Source organism: Chryseobacterium sp. A301 (assembly GCF_054489425.1).
On record NZ_JBTMWY010000002.1, the window covers coordinates 129509 to 143446 of the forward strand.

A 13938-nucleotide genomic window follows, 5' to 3' on the forward strand; every position below is an offset into this window, starting at 1 on the left:
TATTAAAGGAAGAATACTTGAGCCTTACGAATCGACCGAGGGCTCGTTAAATTTTTCACCCGAAAGCCTTGTGGTGAGCATGGCCGCCACTGTGTCTCCGGTGGAGTTTAAAACGGTCGCTAAGGGATCGACAAGGGTTCCGATAATCATGACCGCAGGAATGGCTTCTTGAGGCAATTGGTATACGGAAATCATAAGCATTTCCCCAATGTAGCCGCCGTTGGGTATGCCTCCCGCCACCATGGAAACGAAAATCGTAATCCCTACGGCTAAGAGTAGGTTCAAAGGATCAAAGAAATCTTCTCCAATAATTAAAAACGCCACATAAATCTTAATAATGGAGGACATGGAAGAACCGTTTTTATGCAAGGTGCTTCCAATTGGAATCACCAAGTTTGCCACCGAATCCGGTACACCGATTTTAGCCGCTGCTTGCAAATTCGCAGGCATGGTCGCAAAAGAACTACAGGTACTTAAGGCGGTAATCGACGGGTAAATATTGTTTTTCCAAAAGAGTTTGATCCCGCTGGTTCCTTTGGCCATAAAGGCATAAAGGGAGAAGAAGACAAAAAAGTAAACGATTCCGGCTACGTAATACAGTCCTAAAGGGCGCGCGTAAAAGCCAAAGAGTTCGGGTCCCACGGTCGCAACTTGGTAAGCGAAATACGCACCAAGTCCAATAGGAGCTAATTTCATGACAATGAGTAAAAGTTCTTTCATGACTTCGTAGCCAGAGGCTACAAAGCGTTGAAAAACGGCTCCATTTTCCCCCGCTTTTCGAATGGCAGAACCCAGGAGAAAGGCAAAGATTAAAAGCGCTAGCATGTGCTGGCGTGAGAAAAGGGCCGTGAATTCTCCTACGGTGAAGAACTCAACAATTCGATCTCCCCAATTTCCTTCCGTAGGAAGAGTGGATGCGTAGTTGGGGTCGGTGATGCCTACAGCCTCTGTAGGGAAAAGAGTCACAGCGCCTATGGTAAATAAGGCCGCAATGACAATGAAAAGCAAAAAGCTAAAGATCATGGAAAAAAGGATCCTTGAGAACTTTCCACTCTGCGCTACACTAGAGATGGAATTGGCTACCGCAAAAAAGACCAGAGGGACTACACTTACAAAGAGTAAGTTTAGAAAGATATCCCCAACAGGTTTTAAATACACGACGAATTCCGGCCAAAATAGACCCAGAAAACTGCCTAGTAAAATCCCTAAAATTAACAATAGCAGGTTGGAATAGTTCCGAAAGAGTTCGATCACAAGCTTTAAATTTAACCAAAGATAGATTATTTTCTCATTTGAATTTGTACCTTTAAAGAGTAATTGACTCTTATGGCACATACCAATTATTATGAAATTCTAGGTGTAAAGCCTTCCGCAACGGCGGAAGAAATAAAAAAAGCCTACCGAAAACTCGCAAGAAAATACCATCCGGATGTGAATCCAGGGGATAAGCAGGCCGAAGAAAAATTCAAGCAATTGAATGAAGCGAACGAAGTTCTTTCCAATCCCGAGTACCGCAAAAAATACGATAAGTATGGAGAGAATTGGCAGCAGGGGGAGGCCTACGAAAAGGCTCAAAAACAAAGCGGAGGCTATTCTTCTGGCGGAGGTTTTGGAGATTTTGGTGGGTTCTCTCATGAAGGAGGCGGATCAAGAGAAGAGTATTCCGATTTCTTCGAACAAATGTTTGGAGGAGCTGGGGGCGGATTTGACCGCCGTCAAAGAGGCAGCGCTTCTGGAAAATTCAAAGGAAGTGATTTGCATGGAGAAGTTTCTCTTTCCCTTCGACAAGCGGCGAAAGAACACCAGACCACGTTTGAGGTGGGGGGTAAAAAAGTCCGCATCACAGTCCCTGCAGGCGCATACGATGGACTTCAGATTAAACTGAAAGGCTACGGTTCCCCGGGTCATCAAAACGGTCCCTCGGGAGACCTTTACATTACTTTTACGGTTGAGAAAGATCCGAAATTTACTTTAGAGGGCCATAATTTGAGACTAAGAATGCCAGTCGATCTATATACGGCAGTTCTAGGAGGGGAGCTACGGGTTCCCACCTTAGAGGGCGAAGTCAATTTGAAAGTCAAACCTCTGACGCAGAACCTCTCTACGGTTCGCCTGAAAGGCAAAGGTTTCCCTGCCTATAAGAAAGAGGGTGTATTTGGAGATCTACTTGTGAGTTTAGAAGTGGTGCTTCCAAAGAGCCTTAGCACGGAGGAAAAAGAACTGTTTGAAAAATTACGAACTTATAAAAAGTAAGGGCAATGAAAAGCGATCGCATATCCAAAGAAGAGCTTATAAAGCTCTACCAAATAGAAGTAGAATTCTTTCAAGAATTAGAATCCTGCGGGCTGATTCGGACCCGCATCGAAAACGAGGTGACCTACCTCCTTTACGAGGAGCTCGGACAATTTGAGCGCCTTTTAAATTTTCATTACGATTTGGAAGTAAACGTTCCCGGACTTGAGATTATCACGCGGCTTTTAACGCAGATTGAGTCTCTTCAATCTGAAAACCGAAGACTAATGCAAGGCAGCTCTTATTCGTAAGTAGTGAGTAGGCAGCTTTACATTCTAGAGAGAAAAGAAGTACCTTTGTCCCTATGGAATTACTCGACGTACTTATTGTAGGGGCAGGTCCAATTGGGCTTTGCTGCGCACTGGAATCTGAGGCTCGCGGCCTTTCGTATCAAGTTATTGAGAAAGGAACCACTGTTAACTCACTTTTCCATTACCCCCTCAACATGCAATTTTTCTCCACTGCAGACAAGCTAGAAATTGCAGGGGTGCCCTTCATCTCCACTGGGGCCAAACCCGGACGAAAAGATGCGCTCGAATACTATGGAGGCATCGAGAGAAGCAGAAATTTAAAGGTGAATCACTACGAGAAAGTAGAGAATGTTGTGAAGAAAGAGTCCTATTTTGAAGTACAAACCTCAAAAGCTACCTATAAGGCGCGTCATGTAATTCTTGCCACAGGTTTTTACGACATCCCAAACCGAATGAATGTGAAAGGGGAGGATCTTCCTAAAGTTAGACATTATTACTCGGAACCGTATGGCTATACTCGTCAAAAAGTCGTGGTGGTTGGATCGAGTAACTCGGCCATTGACGTCGCTCTTGAAACCTACCGTAAAGGTGCGGATGTAACCCTAATCGTACGAGGAAAAGAGATTTCTTCTCGAGTGAAATATTGGGTGAAACCCGATATTGAAAATCGAATTGCAGAAGGAAGTATTAAGGCTTATTTTAATTCTAGCCTCCTTGAGATCAAAGAGAGGAGTGTTCGTTTTAAAAATGAGAAGGGGGAAGAAATAGAAATTCCAAATGATTTCGTGCTCGCTATGACGGGATATTTGCCGGATTTTGAATTTCTAGAATCCGTAGGGGTGCAGCTTACCGGACCCAATTTAAATCCAATCTACGATCCCGAAACCATGGAAACCAATGTGGAGAATCTCTTTTTGGCAGGCGTGGTTTGTGGAGGGAAAGACACGCATCTTTGGTTTATTGAAAACTCCCGTAGTCACGCAAGTCTTATTTTAGACCGTATTGAAAAAAAATCTCTTCTTAAAAAGAGGCTTTGATTCCCAATTGAAATCCTGTAGGCGGAGCGGGATTGTAATAGCGCCCTCCAAAGGCGTTAATATCGTATCCTAGGCTTTGTTTGGTGTTATAAAGATTCGGAAGGCTAAAAAAGACTTCGGCTTCTGAGTGGTCAAGTAGAAAGCGATATTCCAGTCGCAGTTGGCCTAGCAAACTCGCACTTTCATCTACCGTGTTTTGAGAGTTTAGGTATTGGGAAGAACGGTAGTAATTCGAGAAGTGAATTCCAAAATTCTGAAAAAGATCAAGACTTAACAGAGAAGAAAGGCTCGTGGAGGGAACCCCAGGAATTCTTTTGCCCTCAAGCAAGGGATCCAAGTCAGTAGAACTTGATTCAAAAGTAAAATCATAGAAGCTTCCTGAACCATAGAACCGAACATTTCGGAGAATGCCAATCGAAATGGGACGAGTTTCTAGAGAAAATTCAAACCCTTTTTGCTTTTGCCCTCCCTCGTTTAGAAAGTAATCTTCCCCCTGATTGTTTTGCCTCTTTACAATCGCCTCTTTTAAATCGAGTTCAAAGTAAGAAAGATCTACAAACAAAAAGGAACCTAGCGCTTTGCGCAGGCCTATTTCTTTGTTCCAACCAAACTCCGAACGAAGCGAAGAGCGAATCTTTTGATCGGAACTTCGAATCTCTTCTAAAGTGGGCGAAGAGCTTCCCTTGGAGAGTTTAATCCGAAGCGAGAGATCTCTTTCAAATAAATAGAGTGCACTTAGGGAAGGAAGAAGTTCTGTCGTGGGAGATTTTGCACCTTTGCTTTTTTCAGGGTAAAGGGAAGTCCATCCCAAAGAAATCGCATTCCAACTCAAAGCCCCTTCTAAGACCAACCTTTCTTTGTAAGTCATTTTTTGCGAGGTGAATAGAAAGCCACTTCGAGCGGACAATTCATCAAAATTTTGAGCCGCACCTACCTTACCCTTGAGGTTGTCGTAGTTTTGCACGGTGGACTTATTGCTTGCCGCCTCGAGTCCTAACCGGCTTTCATAGGCCCAGTTTTCCCAACGTTTTTCATACGTGAAATAGGTTCTTGCCGCAAACTGCCTTTCGTAGCGTTTTTCATAGTTGGTGATAAACGGATTTCTTAAATCCGAATATCCTCCTTGAATGAGTGCAAAATGACTCAAGTTCGAGGAGAGTTTTGTACGGTGCGAAATGCCAAAAAGAGCACTCTTTGTCATTATGCCTGCGTTTTGCTCTTTTGAGCCGGGAAGAGTGGAGGTGCTGTGTCTAGCCCCTTTTGGGTTTTCTAGAGCTTGGGAAAGGGTGAGTCCCCCTGGAGTTTGATACGAAAGGTCACTTAGTAGCAGCATAAGACCCAGTTCACTTCCTTCTTTGTAGTGAATACGGTCTTTTATAAGAACGCTGGCCCTAGAAAAGCGACTTTGCTCACGGTAATTGTCGGCTCTCGAATACCCCTGAAGAAGGGTGAGAGAATGTTTTCCAAATATTTTTGAAAAGGAAAGGTTTTGGGAAAACGCCCCGTAACTTCCTATAGAAAGACCCACGGAGTTCTTTGTTTGCGTATGAAGTACCGCCGTTCCTCCTGTACTCGCCCCAAAATCTCCAGCTTCAGGCCCTTTGTAAAGAGCCATGGACTTTATGAACGTAGGATCTATACTGTTTAAACTACTTGATCCGCTGGCCTCGGTAAGAATGAATTCATCCAAATACATCTTTACGTTTCGAACGCCGAAGGGACTCCTTAGACTGCTTCCTCGAAGAGCAAGTCGGTAGCTTCCTGGAGAGCGCTGCTCTAAAGAAGCGCCTGGAAGTAAATTGACAGACTCTAAGAGCCGATCCGGTGGGTTTTGTCCAAGGAATCTTTCACTGCTAAGGGCAAAAGACTTGGTGGAAGTCATTTGAGAAATGGGTTTTTGGTACGCATCGAGCGTAATTTCTTCCAAGACGCTTAGCGTGTCTTTCTTTTGCGCTAGGACAAGCAGTGGGGAAAACGAGACAAGAATTACAATGAAGAATGATTTTACCATAAGGACAAGGACTCAAGCGTACTAAAATACGATATAATTTAGGACTTGGGTGAATAAAAAAGTCTTGCCCGAGGACAAGACTTTGAAGTATGTATTGATTTTAATTATTGCTCGGGTTTGTAGCTGTCTTTAAGCGTGACCGTGCGGTTGAAGACTAAGTTATCTTCTGTCGAACTCCGGTCTTTCGTATAGTACCCAATTCTTTGGAACTGGATTGGGGCTCCGACTTCTACCTCTTTTAGAGCGGGTTCTGCAAATCCTTTTTGAATGTGCACAGAGTCTGGATTTACATAGGCTAAGAAATCTGCATCTTTTTCTGCGTCCGGCTGCTCTACGGTAAAGAGTCTCTCGTATTGACGCACATCGATAGGCTGCGCATGCGCGGCACTTACCCAGTGAAGAGTTCCTTTTACTTTTCGTAGACTGGCTTCGCTTCCACTTCCAGAGCGACTCTCCTCATCGTACGTACAATAGATTGTGGTTACTTCTCCATTTTCATCCTTATCCACTCTTTCGGCTTTAATAATGTAAGCACTTTTTAGTCGAACTTCTCCTCCTAATTTTAGTCGGAAGAACTTACGGTTGGCTTCTTCTTGGAAGTCTTCTTTTTCAATATAGAGTTCTCTAGAGAAGGGAAGCTTTCTTGTGCCTGCCTCTGAATCTTCAGGATTGTTTTCCGATTCTAGCCATTCTTCTTTCCCTTCTGGATAGTTCTCAATCACTAGTTTGACAGGATCCACCACAGCCATCATACGGGGCGCAATCTTATTTAAGTCTTCGCGAACGAAGAATTCTAAAAGTTGAATGTCAATTAAGTTTTCACGTTTCGCTACACCCACACGCTCTATGAAGTTCTTAATGGCCGTAGGGGTATACCCTTTGCGGCGCAATCCAGATACCGTAGGCATTCTAGGATCGTCCCATCCTTCCACTAAACCTTCACTAACTAGTTTTTGTAGTTTTCGTTTGGAGGTGATCATATAACTCACGTTCATTCTAGCAAATTCTCTTTGCTTGTTTCTCACATTACCCTCGCTATATACCTGGTCTAAATACCAATCGTATAGCGGTCTGTGGTTCTCAAATTCAAGAGAGCAAAGTGAATGGGAGATTTGCTCGATATAATCACTTTCTCCGTGCGCCCAGTCGTACATGGGGTAAATTTTCCAGGTGTCTCCCGTACGGTGGTGAGGGCGTTTCAAAATCCGGTACATAACCGGGTCGCGCATATTCATATTGGGTGAGCTCATGTCAATTTTGGCACGAAGAGACATCGTTCCTTCCTCAAATTCTCCATTTTTCATTCTTTCGAAGAGTTCTAAAGACTCCTGGGTAGGACGGTTTCTGTAAGGACTTTCAACCCCAACTTCTACCGGTGACTTTCTCTGCTCCGTTATGAGTTCAGAGCTTTGTTCGTCCACATACGCCTTTCCTTCTTTAATCATCTGGACAGCCCAGTTGTAGAGCTGAGAAAAATAATCCGAGGCATAGAGTTCTTTGTCCCATTTGAAACCAAGCCACTCTACGTCTGTTTTAATCGAGTCTACGAACTCCTGTTCTTCCTTTTCAGGATTTGTGTCGTCAAAACGTAAATTGACAGGCGCGCCGTATTTTTCTCCTAAACCAAAGTTGATGCAAATTGCTTTGGTGTGACCAATGTGCAAGTATCCGTTCGGTTCTGGGGGAAAACGAAAGCGAAGTGCGTCTTTGCTTAGTCCGTTTTGTAGATCTTGTTCTATGATTTGCTCAATAAAATTGAGTCCTTTTTTTTCTTCTTCCATGATTTAAGAATTTCAGAGGCAAATTTAGTAAAAAAAGCACAGAAATAGGGGTCTTTCTTTGGCGAGTAAAGGGAGTCCCTTTGCTTTGGAAGTCCGCCTCTCTACTCAAAAGTGTAGTGGGGACGAGATGAATAAGTATATGAAAATTAATAAGTTATAAATCTAGTAAATGGGTAGGGCCAGAGCTGCTTATCCAATGCAAAGCTTGTGTTAAATTTTGAAAAGGGCGTGAGCTTGGCACAAATTTGGTATTTCTAAATCATCATTTATTAACATTTAATATTTTTTCTATGAAGGCGATCAAAAGAAGGTTTGCACATTGGATGCAAGCATTAAAGAAGAGAATTTTTGTAGAAGATGTCATTTAAGTAGGGGATTTTGTCAAGGCGCAAGCTTTTGCTTAAACGACTTCAAAAAGAAAAATCTGACTTTGTTTCAGATTTTTTTTGTTTTACAACGAAGGGTATTGGGTTTTTACTTTTTTAGGTCTGGCCTTAACTTACTTTTTTTCTGAGGTTTTCACCTTCTAAAATAAGGGAAGAATCTAAATTATTCTGGTATAGAGAGCCGGTTCCAAGACCTTGAGGTAAGGTAGGATTTTTTGTATAGGTATACTGAGCAATGGCATTGAGCCCCAAATTGCTCTCAAGTGCCGAGGTGATCCACCAACCTATCCCTACGTTTTCTGCAAGAGAGATCCACTCGTCTGTGGCTTTAAATCCTCCCAGTAACGAGGGCTTTAGAATAATGTATTGAGGTTTTATTTTCTCTAATAGGTCTTTTTTATCCTCGGGTTGCACGACTCCAATCAGTTCCTCGTCCAGTGCAATAGGTGTAGGCGTTGCTTTTGCAAGCCTCTCCATTAAGTCCTTCTGATTCGCCTTTATGGGCTGTTCAATGGAATGAATTTCTAACTCAGCCAATTCGTCTAGGACCTTAAGCGCCTGCTCATAAGTAAAGGCTCCGTTTGCATCGACCCTAAGTTCTAGGTCCTTTGCACTAAAGGTTTGTCGTAGAGAAGTGAGTATGGTTTTTTCCTCTTCCCAATGGGTTCCAATTTTTAGTTTCAGGGTTTTATAGCCTGCCTCCAGTTTCTGCTGAATTTGGGATTCCATATAGGCTTTGTCTCCCATCCAGATAAGACCATTAATCACAAGAGAGTCTTTCCCTTCCGTGAAATCGCTTGGAAAATAGAGGTCTTTTCCGAACCTTAAATTAAGCATGGCCTGTTCGTATCCAATTAAGATAGAAGGGAAAGCTCGAAGCTCATTTTCGATTTCACCAGGCGGGAGATTGATGTTTTTTAAGAGCCACTGTAATTTTTCTTCATACAGGGGCGTATCCTCCATACTGAGTCCACGAAAAAGAGCACATTCGCCAAGCCCAACTCCTTTTTCAGATTGAAGGGTTAAAATAAAAGTATCCTTGGTTTTTAAAACGCCGCGCGAAGTGCCGCCAGGCGTAATAAAATCTAAAGTATAAGGGCGGATGGAGGCAATCATGAAAAAGTAGGTTCTAACTATTCTTTTATCGCATCCATTCTCATGAATTCTTCTGCTTTTTCCACCATTGTGATGCTACCACAGTAGAATGGAACCCTTTGGTGTAGTTCTGTAGGGTCGATGTCCATAATGCGTTCAAATCCATTGGATGCTTTTCCTCCTGCTTGTTCCGCAATGAAAGCCATCGGGTTGCACTCGTATAAAAGTCTTAGTTTTCCATTAGGAGCATTCGCATAAGAAGGATATAGGTAGATTCCTCCTTTGATCATGTTTCGGTGAAAATCCGAAACAAGTGAACCAATATATCTTGAGGTGTAAGGGCGATCGCCCTCCATCATTTGGCAGTACTTAAGGTAGTTTTTCACTCCTTGAGGAAATTTGATGTAATTTCCTTCGTTGATGGAATAGATTTTTCCCTCTTTTGGGAACTGCATATTGGGATGGGAAAGATAGTAGGTTCCTAAACTAGGGTCTAATGTGAATCCATTTACTCCGTTCCCCGTTGTGTATACAATCATGGTAGAGGAGCCGTATACCACATACCCGGCTGCAATTTGTTCAGATCCTTTTTGAAGGAAATCTTTGAGTTCTACAGGGGTTCCTGGTTCCGTGACACGGCGGTAAATGGAGAAGATGGTTCCGACAGATACGTTCACATCAATGTTGGACGATCCGTCCAAAGGATCGATTAGAACTACATATTTGCTTAAATGACCGTTGGTTCCGCATTTGATTTCAATGTAATCGTCGTTTTCCTCGGAGGCAATTCCACAAACGACTTCACGTTGGGATAAGGCCGTTATGAAAATCTCGTTTGCTAACACATCGAGTTTTTGCTGGTCTTCCCCCTGAATGTTGGTATTCCCCGCAACCCCTATGATATCTGCGATTCCCGCTTTGTTAACCTCTCGGTTTACCACTTTTGAAGCTAAGCGTATGGCGCTTAGAAGTCGAGAAAACTCTCCCGTAGAGTACTGGAAATCATCTTGTTTCTCAATGAGAAATTCACCTAAGGTTTGAAGGGACTGCTCTGCCATTATTGTGTTTTTGGTTAATGCTCAAATTTCGTAAAATTATTTGAATTGCCCCTAGACCCCTGGTTCTTTTTTTTCTTTTGAGGGATTCCCTTGAAATTAGCTTTCCTTCGCCCCACCGAATCAGGTATTTTTTTGCTATTTTTGATTAAAATTTTAGCTATCGAATTTCTCGATGCTAATTTTAGAAAATGCATGAAGGTATATAAATTTGGAGGCGCCTCGGTAAAGGACGCTCAGAGTGTAAGGAATGTGTCACGAGTACTGGAACTGCAAGGGCAGGACTCAATTCTCGTAGTGGTATCTGCTATGGGGAAAACAACCAACGCGTTAGAAGAGGTCCTACTGGATCTAATGCACGGAAGAGAAACCCAAACCAAAATCAGGCAAATTCAGAAGTTTCATTTGGAAATTGCGAATGCTCTTTTTGAGCCTTCTCATTCCATCTTCCAAGAGCTTGATCTCCTTTTTGAGTCTCTTTCCAACATCAAGCTAGACGAGGACAAAGGAGGGTATGATTTTTATTACGATCAGCTCGTGAGTTATGGAGAGCTCATTAGTTCCCTTATCGTGAGTTCCTATCTCCATGAAACAGGCTTTTTTAATCAATGGCTAGATTCTCGTTTGTACATTCGATGCGACAGTACCTTTCGCGAAGGCGAGGTCGATTGGAAATTGACCAAAGAAAGGATAGAGTCGTTGGATAAAAATCAAAATTACGTGACCCAAGGTTTTATCGGCGGCGATGCGAATCAGTTCACCGTCACCTTAGGGCGAGAGGGATCTGATTACTCGGCAGCGATCTTCGCCTACGGACTAGAAGCGCAGTCCATGACGATTTGGAAAGATGTACCGGGCGTGATGACGGGAGATCCGCGCAAGTTTAAGGACGTGGAACTATTCTCCTACATCTCTTATGAAGAAGCGATTGAAATGGCCTATTACGGGGCGTCGGTGATTCACCCCAAGACCCTTCAACCTCTAAAGAAAAAAGACATTCCGCTCTTTGTACGATCTTTTTTAAATCCACTCGCACCCGGAACGAAAGTAAGCAGCAGTCCAAAAGCACAGGTGCTTGAGAGTTACATCCTAAAAGAGGATCAAATTTTACTCACCGTATCCACAAGAGATTTCTCTTTTATTGCGGAGCATCACCTAAGTGAAATTTTCGCTCTTCTTTACGCATTTCAAATTCGTATCTCTTTAATGCAGACCACGGCGATTTGCCTGGAACTTTGTTTGGAAGATAAGTACAATTCAATCGATAAATTAATGGAATCGCTTGATTCAAAATTTGAAGTGGAAATTCAGGAAAAAGTAAGACTTTTGACCGTTCGAAATTCAACGATCGAATCCACTGCCCATTTTTACGATCACAAAACCGTGCTTCTAGAACAAATGTCGCGAGGAACCCTTCAGATGGTGTTCCAAGGAGAACTTTAAGAATAAAACTATGAGCCTAATTACAAAGAACGATTTAATTAAAGCGGCAGGGCTAAAGCGCCTGGGTCCCGTAAAGGAATTAGCGGCTCGTTCGCTTATGAAGGTGACAAAAATCGACGAGGTTAACGAACTTTACGACAAATTGAAAGACAAGGAAGGAGCTGATTTTTTCGAAAGTTTTGTAAGAGAAAGAGACCTTAAATACGTGGTCTTTGAGGAGGACATTGCTAAAATCCCCAAAACAGGCCCTTTCATTTTGGTCTCCAATCATCCTTTAGGTGCAATCGACGGAATCCTTATGGCAAAAGTAATTTCCGCAGTGCGCCCTGATTTTAAGCTGATGGGAAATTTTTTACTTGATAAAATTAAGCCTCTTGAACCTTATGTCATTGCGGTAAACCCTTTTGAATCTAGAAAAGAACTCTATAGTAGCTCAAGTGGAATGCGCGAGACCCTGCAGCATTTAGAAAATGGAGGCTGCCTTGGCATTTTTCCAGCAGGAGAAGTTTCTAACCGAAACAATCCCACACGTGAAATTAGAGATCGAAAATGGGCAACGCCCGCACTAAAGCTTATTCGCAAAGCTCGCGTACCGGTTGTGCCTATGTACTTTCATGCAAAGAACAGCGCCTTTTTCTACCAAGCGGCTCGTTTGCATCCTGATTTGCAAACCCTACTTCTTCCCTCCGAAATGATGCGAAATCGGGAAAGTCCTATACGCATACGAATTGGTAGACCCGTAAGTATTCGTCAGATGGACGAGGAGGAGACCATAGCAGAGCTAGGAGATTATTTGCAAGATAAAATTTACATTCTTCGAGCCTATTACGAAAGACGTAAATCGCTCATGGAGAAAATGAATCTGCCGGATCTTAAATTAAGTTTTCCCATTGGTAAGGCAGGGAATTTAGTCGCTAATATTATTGATGAAACGCCGGCAGAGGATATCGAGAAGGAAATTCAGGCGCTGAAAGCTCAAGATAAGATGCTATTTCAAAGCGGACAGTATCAGGTTTATTTTGCCACCTATGAAGAGATTCCCTCTGTGATGAGAGAAATTGGAAGACAAAGAGAAATAACCTTTCGGGACGTAGGAGAGGGGAGCAACCTTCCCTTTGATTTAGACGAGTACGATAAGCATTACAATCACCTCTTTTTATGGGACGAGAAAGAAAATAAAATCGCAGGCGCTTACCGGATGGCACTTGGAAAGATGGTTATGCGTAAATATGGCGTGAGTGGTTTTTATACCAGTTCTCTCTTTGATTTTGATCAGGAGCTACATCCATTCTTCCGTAAGGTAATTGAAATGGGTAGAGCCTACATTGCCAAAGAATACCAACAAAAACCAATGCCCCTGTTTATACTGTGGAAGGGCATTATACACGTTTGTCTTCGTAATCCAGATCATAAGTTTTTAATGGGAGGAGTGAGCATTAGCAACAAATTCTCCGATTTTTCAAAATCGCTTATGATTGACTTTATGCGTTCCAATTATTACGATTCTGCAGTCGCGCAATACGTTCACCCAAAACATGAGTTTAAAATTAAGATTCGAGAACGAGACAAAAATCTATTTGTAGAAGAAGTAGAGTCCGACTTAAACAAACTAGACAAGTTAATTGACGACTTAGAACCGGGCATGAGAATGCCTGTACTTATTAAAAAGTACATCAAACAGAATGCAAAAGTAATTGCCTTTAATGTGGACCCAAGTTTCAACGATGCCATTGATGGACTCATGTATATTCGCATAAGTGAAATTCCGGAAAGCACGATAAATCCCGTGTTAGAAGAAATCGCAGAGCAAATGCGAATGGAAAATGAAAAAAATGCATCTGAAAATCAATAGCTTTTCGCTCAATGCCGATAAAAAGCATCTTAAGTCTTGCGTTGTATTGAAAAAGATGCTATTTTTGCACCACTTTAAACAACAGAATTAAAGTGATGGTTTCTTAGCTCAGTTGGTAGAGCAACGGATTGAAAATCCGTGTGTCCCTGGTTCGATTCCTGGAGAAACCACTAAAAGCGTTTGGTATTACTACTAAACGCTTTTTTTGTGTCTTTTTTTATTGAAAACTTTATTAAGAGAAAAATCAAATTTTTCTTTCGGTAGTACCGAAGGACTAGGGATGAATTGTGAATTAATCTTTTCAATTTCGCTGCAGTAACCCATTCTTTATTCGTGCAAATGCCAAAACTCAACGAGTAGTGAAAGGGGTAAGGTACACGAAAAAGATTTAGAAAATTAACTCTTATGAAAGCAGAAAGCCACCTAGCCGCGTTCTTTTATTTTATTGCACGATCGAAAAAATTAACCCCCACCCACATAAGCATCTATTTGTGCTTATGCCACCAGTGGAGCGCGCAAAATTACACAGAGTCTTTTCAGATTTCTAGAAGGGAAATCATGAGCAAAAGTAGGATTCAGTCGAATTCCACGTACCATCGATGCATTCAAGATTTGCAAGCTATGGATCTGATTCTATATTTCCCCTCGTACCATCCAAAGCAGGGGAGTCTCGTGTATGTAAAACCTTTAGGGGAAATTCCGGGTAGAGAGAAAAGTATTTAACCCTTGCAAAGA

11 protein-coding genes and 1 tRNA gene are annotated in these 13938 nt (G+C 42.4%); 7 read left to right on the forward strand and 5 right to left on the reverse strand.

Annotated elements, in window-relative coordinates:
* Window positions 1-24 precede the first annotated feature (24 nt).
* A complete protein-coding gene (locus tag ACX3PU_RS03915; protein ID WP_459083610.1) occupies window positions 25-1254 on the reverse strand; it encodes a dicarboxylate/amino acid:cation symporter in 1230 nt (409 codons plus the stop codon).
* Window positions 1255-1326: 72 nt separating this feature from the next.
* Between ACX3PU_RS03915 and ACX3PU_RS03920 the strand changes: the two genes are divergently transcribed.
* Genes ACX3PU_RS03920 through ACX3PU_RS03930 form a run of 3 tightly spaced genes read left to right on the forward strand, consistent with a single transcriptional unit; the run spans window position 1327 to window position 3580 of the window.
* Window positions 1327-2253 (forward strand): DnaJ C-terminal domain-containing protein, encoded by a 927-nt coding sequence (locus ACX3PU_RS03920; RefSeq protein WP_459083611.1) that lies wholly within the window; start codon window positions 1327-1329, stop codon window positions 2251-2253.
* Window positions 2254-2258: 5 nt separating this feature from the next.
* Window positions 2259-2543 carry a chaperone modulator CbpM gene (locus ACX3PU_RS03925; protein ID WP_459083612.1) on the forward strand — a complete coding sequence of 95 codons (285 nt, stop codon included), beginning with the start codon at window positions 2259-2261 and terminating at the stop codon, window positions 2541-2543.
* 53 nt (window positions 2544-2596) lie between these two features.
* Window positions 2597-3580, forward strand: coding sequence for a YpdA family putative bacillithiol disulfide reductase (locus ACX3PU_RS03930; RefSeq protein ID WP_459083613.1), 984 nt, complete (start codon window positions 2597-2599; stop codon window positions 3578-3580).
* Here ACX3PU_RS03930 and ACX3PU_RS03935 read toward each other — a convergent pair.
* The 4 genes from ACX3PU_RS03935 to fbp all read right to left on the reverse strand — a co-directional run bounded on the left by ACX3PU_RS03935 (window position 3564) and on the right by fbp (window position 9911).
* Window positions 3564-5591 (reverse strand): TonB-dependent receptor, encoded by a 2028-nt coding sequence (locus tag ACX3PU_RS03935; RefSeq protein WP_459083614.1) that lies wholly within the window; start codon window positions 5589-5591, stop codon window positions 3564-3566. The two genes, ACX3PU_RS03930 and ACX3PU_RS03935, sit on opposite strands and share 17 nt — an antisense overlap.
* 104 nt (window positions 5592-5695) lie before the next feature.
* A complete protein-coding gene (locus ACX3PU_RS03940) occupies window positions 5696-7372 on the reverse strand; it encodes a glutamine--tRNA ligase/YqeY domain fusion protein (protein ID WP_459083615.1) in 1677 nt (558 codons plus the stop codon).
* Between the two features lie 494 nt (window positions 7373-7866).
* Window positions 7867-8874 (reverse strand): o-succinylbenzoate synthase, encoded by a 1008-nt coding sequence (locus ACX3PU_RS03945; RefSeq protein WP_459083616.1) that lies wholly within the window; start codon window positions 8872-8874, stop codon window positions 7867-7869.
* A 17-nt stretch (window positions 8875-8891) separates the two neighbouring features.
* The gene (gene fbp / locus ACX3PU_RS03950) at window positions 8892-9911 is read right to left on the reverse strand and encodes a class 1 fructose-bisphosphatase (RefSeq protein WP_459083617.1); all 1020 of its coding nucleotides are present in this window, start codon (window positions 9909-9911) and stop codon (window positions 8892-8894) included.
* A gap of 192 nt (window positions 9912-10103) precedes the next feature.
* On the opposite strand from fbp, the gene ACX3PU_RS03955 reads away from it, so the two are divergent.
* The 4 genes from ACX3PU_RS03955 to ACX3PU_RS03970 all read left to right on the forward strand — a co-directional run bounded on the left by ACX3PU_RS03955 (window position 10104) and on the right by ACX3PU_RS03970 (window position 13926).
* Window positions 10104-11351 (forward strand): aspartate kinase, encoded by a 1248-nt coding sequence (locus ACX3PU_RS03955; RefSeq protein ID WP_459083618.1) that lies wholly within the window; start codon window positions 10104-10106, stop codon window positions 11349-11351.
* A 10-nt stretch (window positions 11352-11361) separates the two neighbouring features.
* Entirely contained in the window at window positions 11362-13203 is a 1842-nt protein-coding gene (locus ACX3PU_RS03960; protein ID WP_459083619.1) for a lysophospholipid acyltransferase family protein, read from the forward strand.
* 97 nt (window positions 13204-13300) lie between these two features.
* Window positions 13301-13373, forward strand: a tRNA-Phe gene (locus tag ACX3PU_RS03965).
* A gap of 235 nt (window positions 13374-13608) precedes the next feature.
* Window positions 13609-13926, forward strand: coding sequence for a hypothetical protein (locus ACX3PU_RS03970; RefSeq protein WP_459083620.1), 318 nt, complete (start codon window positions 13609-13611; stop codon window positions 13924-13926).
* Window positions 13927-13938: the final 12 nt, after the last annotated feature.

Coding starts and splice junctions, on each gene's coding strand:
- fbp (WP_459083617.1), bottom strand. CDS start 9,911: ATGGCAGAGCAGTCCCTTCAAACCTTAGGTGAATTTCTCATTGAGAAA.
- ACX3PU_RS03970 (WP_459083620.1), top strand. CDS start 13,609: ATGAAAGCAGAAAGCCACCTAGCCGCGTTCTTTTATTTTATTGCACGA.
- ACX3PU_RS03945 (WP_459083616.1), bottom strand. CDS start 8,874: ATGATTGCCTCCATCCGCCCTTATACTTTAGATTTTATTACGCCTGGC.
- ACX3PU_RS03930 (WP_459083613.1), top strand. CDS start 2,597: ATGGAATTACTCGACGTACTTATTGTAGGGGCAGGTCCAATTGGGCTT.
- ACX3PU_RS03940 (WP_459083615.1), bottom strand. CDS start 7,372: ATGGAAGAAGAAAAAAAAGGACTCAATTTTATTGAGCAAATCATAGAA.
- ACX3PU_RS03920 (WP_459083611.1), top strand. CDS start 1,327: ATGGCACATACCAATTATTATGAAATTCTAGGTGTAAAGCCTTCCGCA.
- ACX3PU_RS03935 (WP_459083614.1), bottom strand. CDS start 5,591: ATGGTAAAATCATTCTTCATTGTAATTCTTGTCTCGTTTTCCCCACTG.
- ACX3PU_RS03960 (WP_459083619.1), top strand. CDS start 11,362: ATGAGCCTAATTACAAAGAACGATTTAATTAAAGCGGCAGGGCTAAAG.
- ACX3PU_RS03955 (WP_459083618.1), top strand. CDS start 10,104: ATGAAGGTATATAAATTTGGAGGCGCCTCGGTAAAGGACGCTCAGAGT.
- ACX3PU_RS03925 (WP_459083612.1), top strand. CDS start 2,259: ATGAAAAGCGATCGCATATCCAAAGAAGAGCTTATAAAGCTCTACCAA.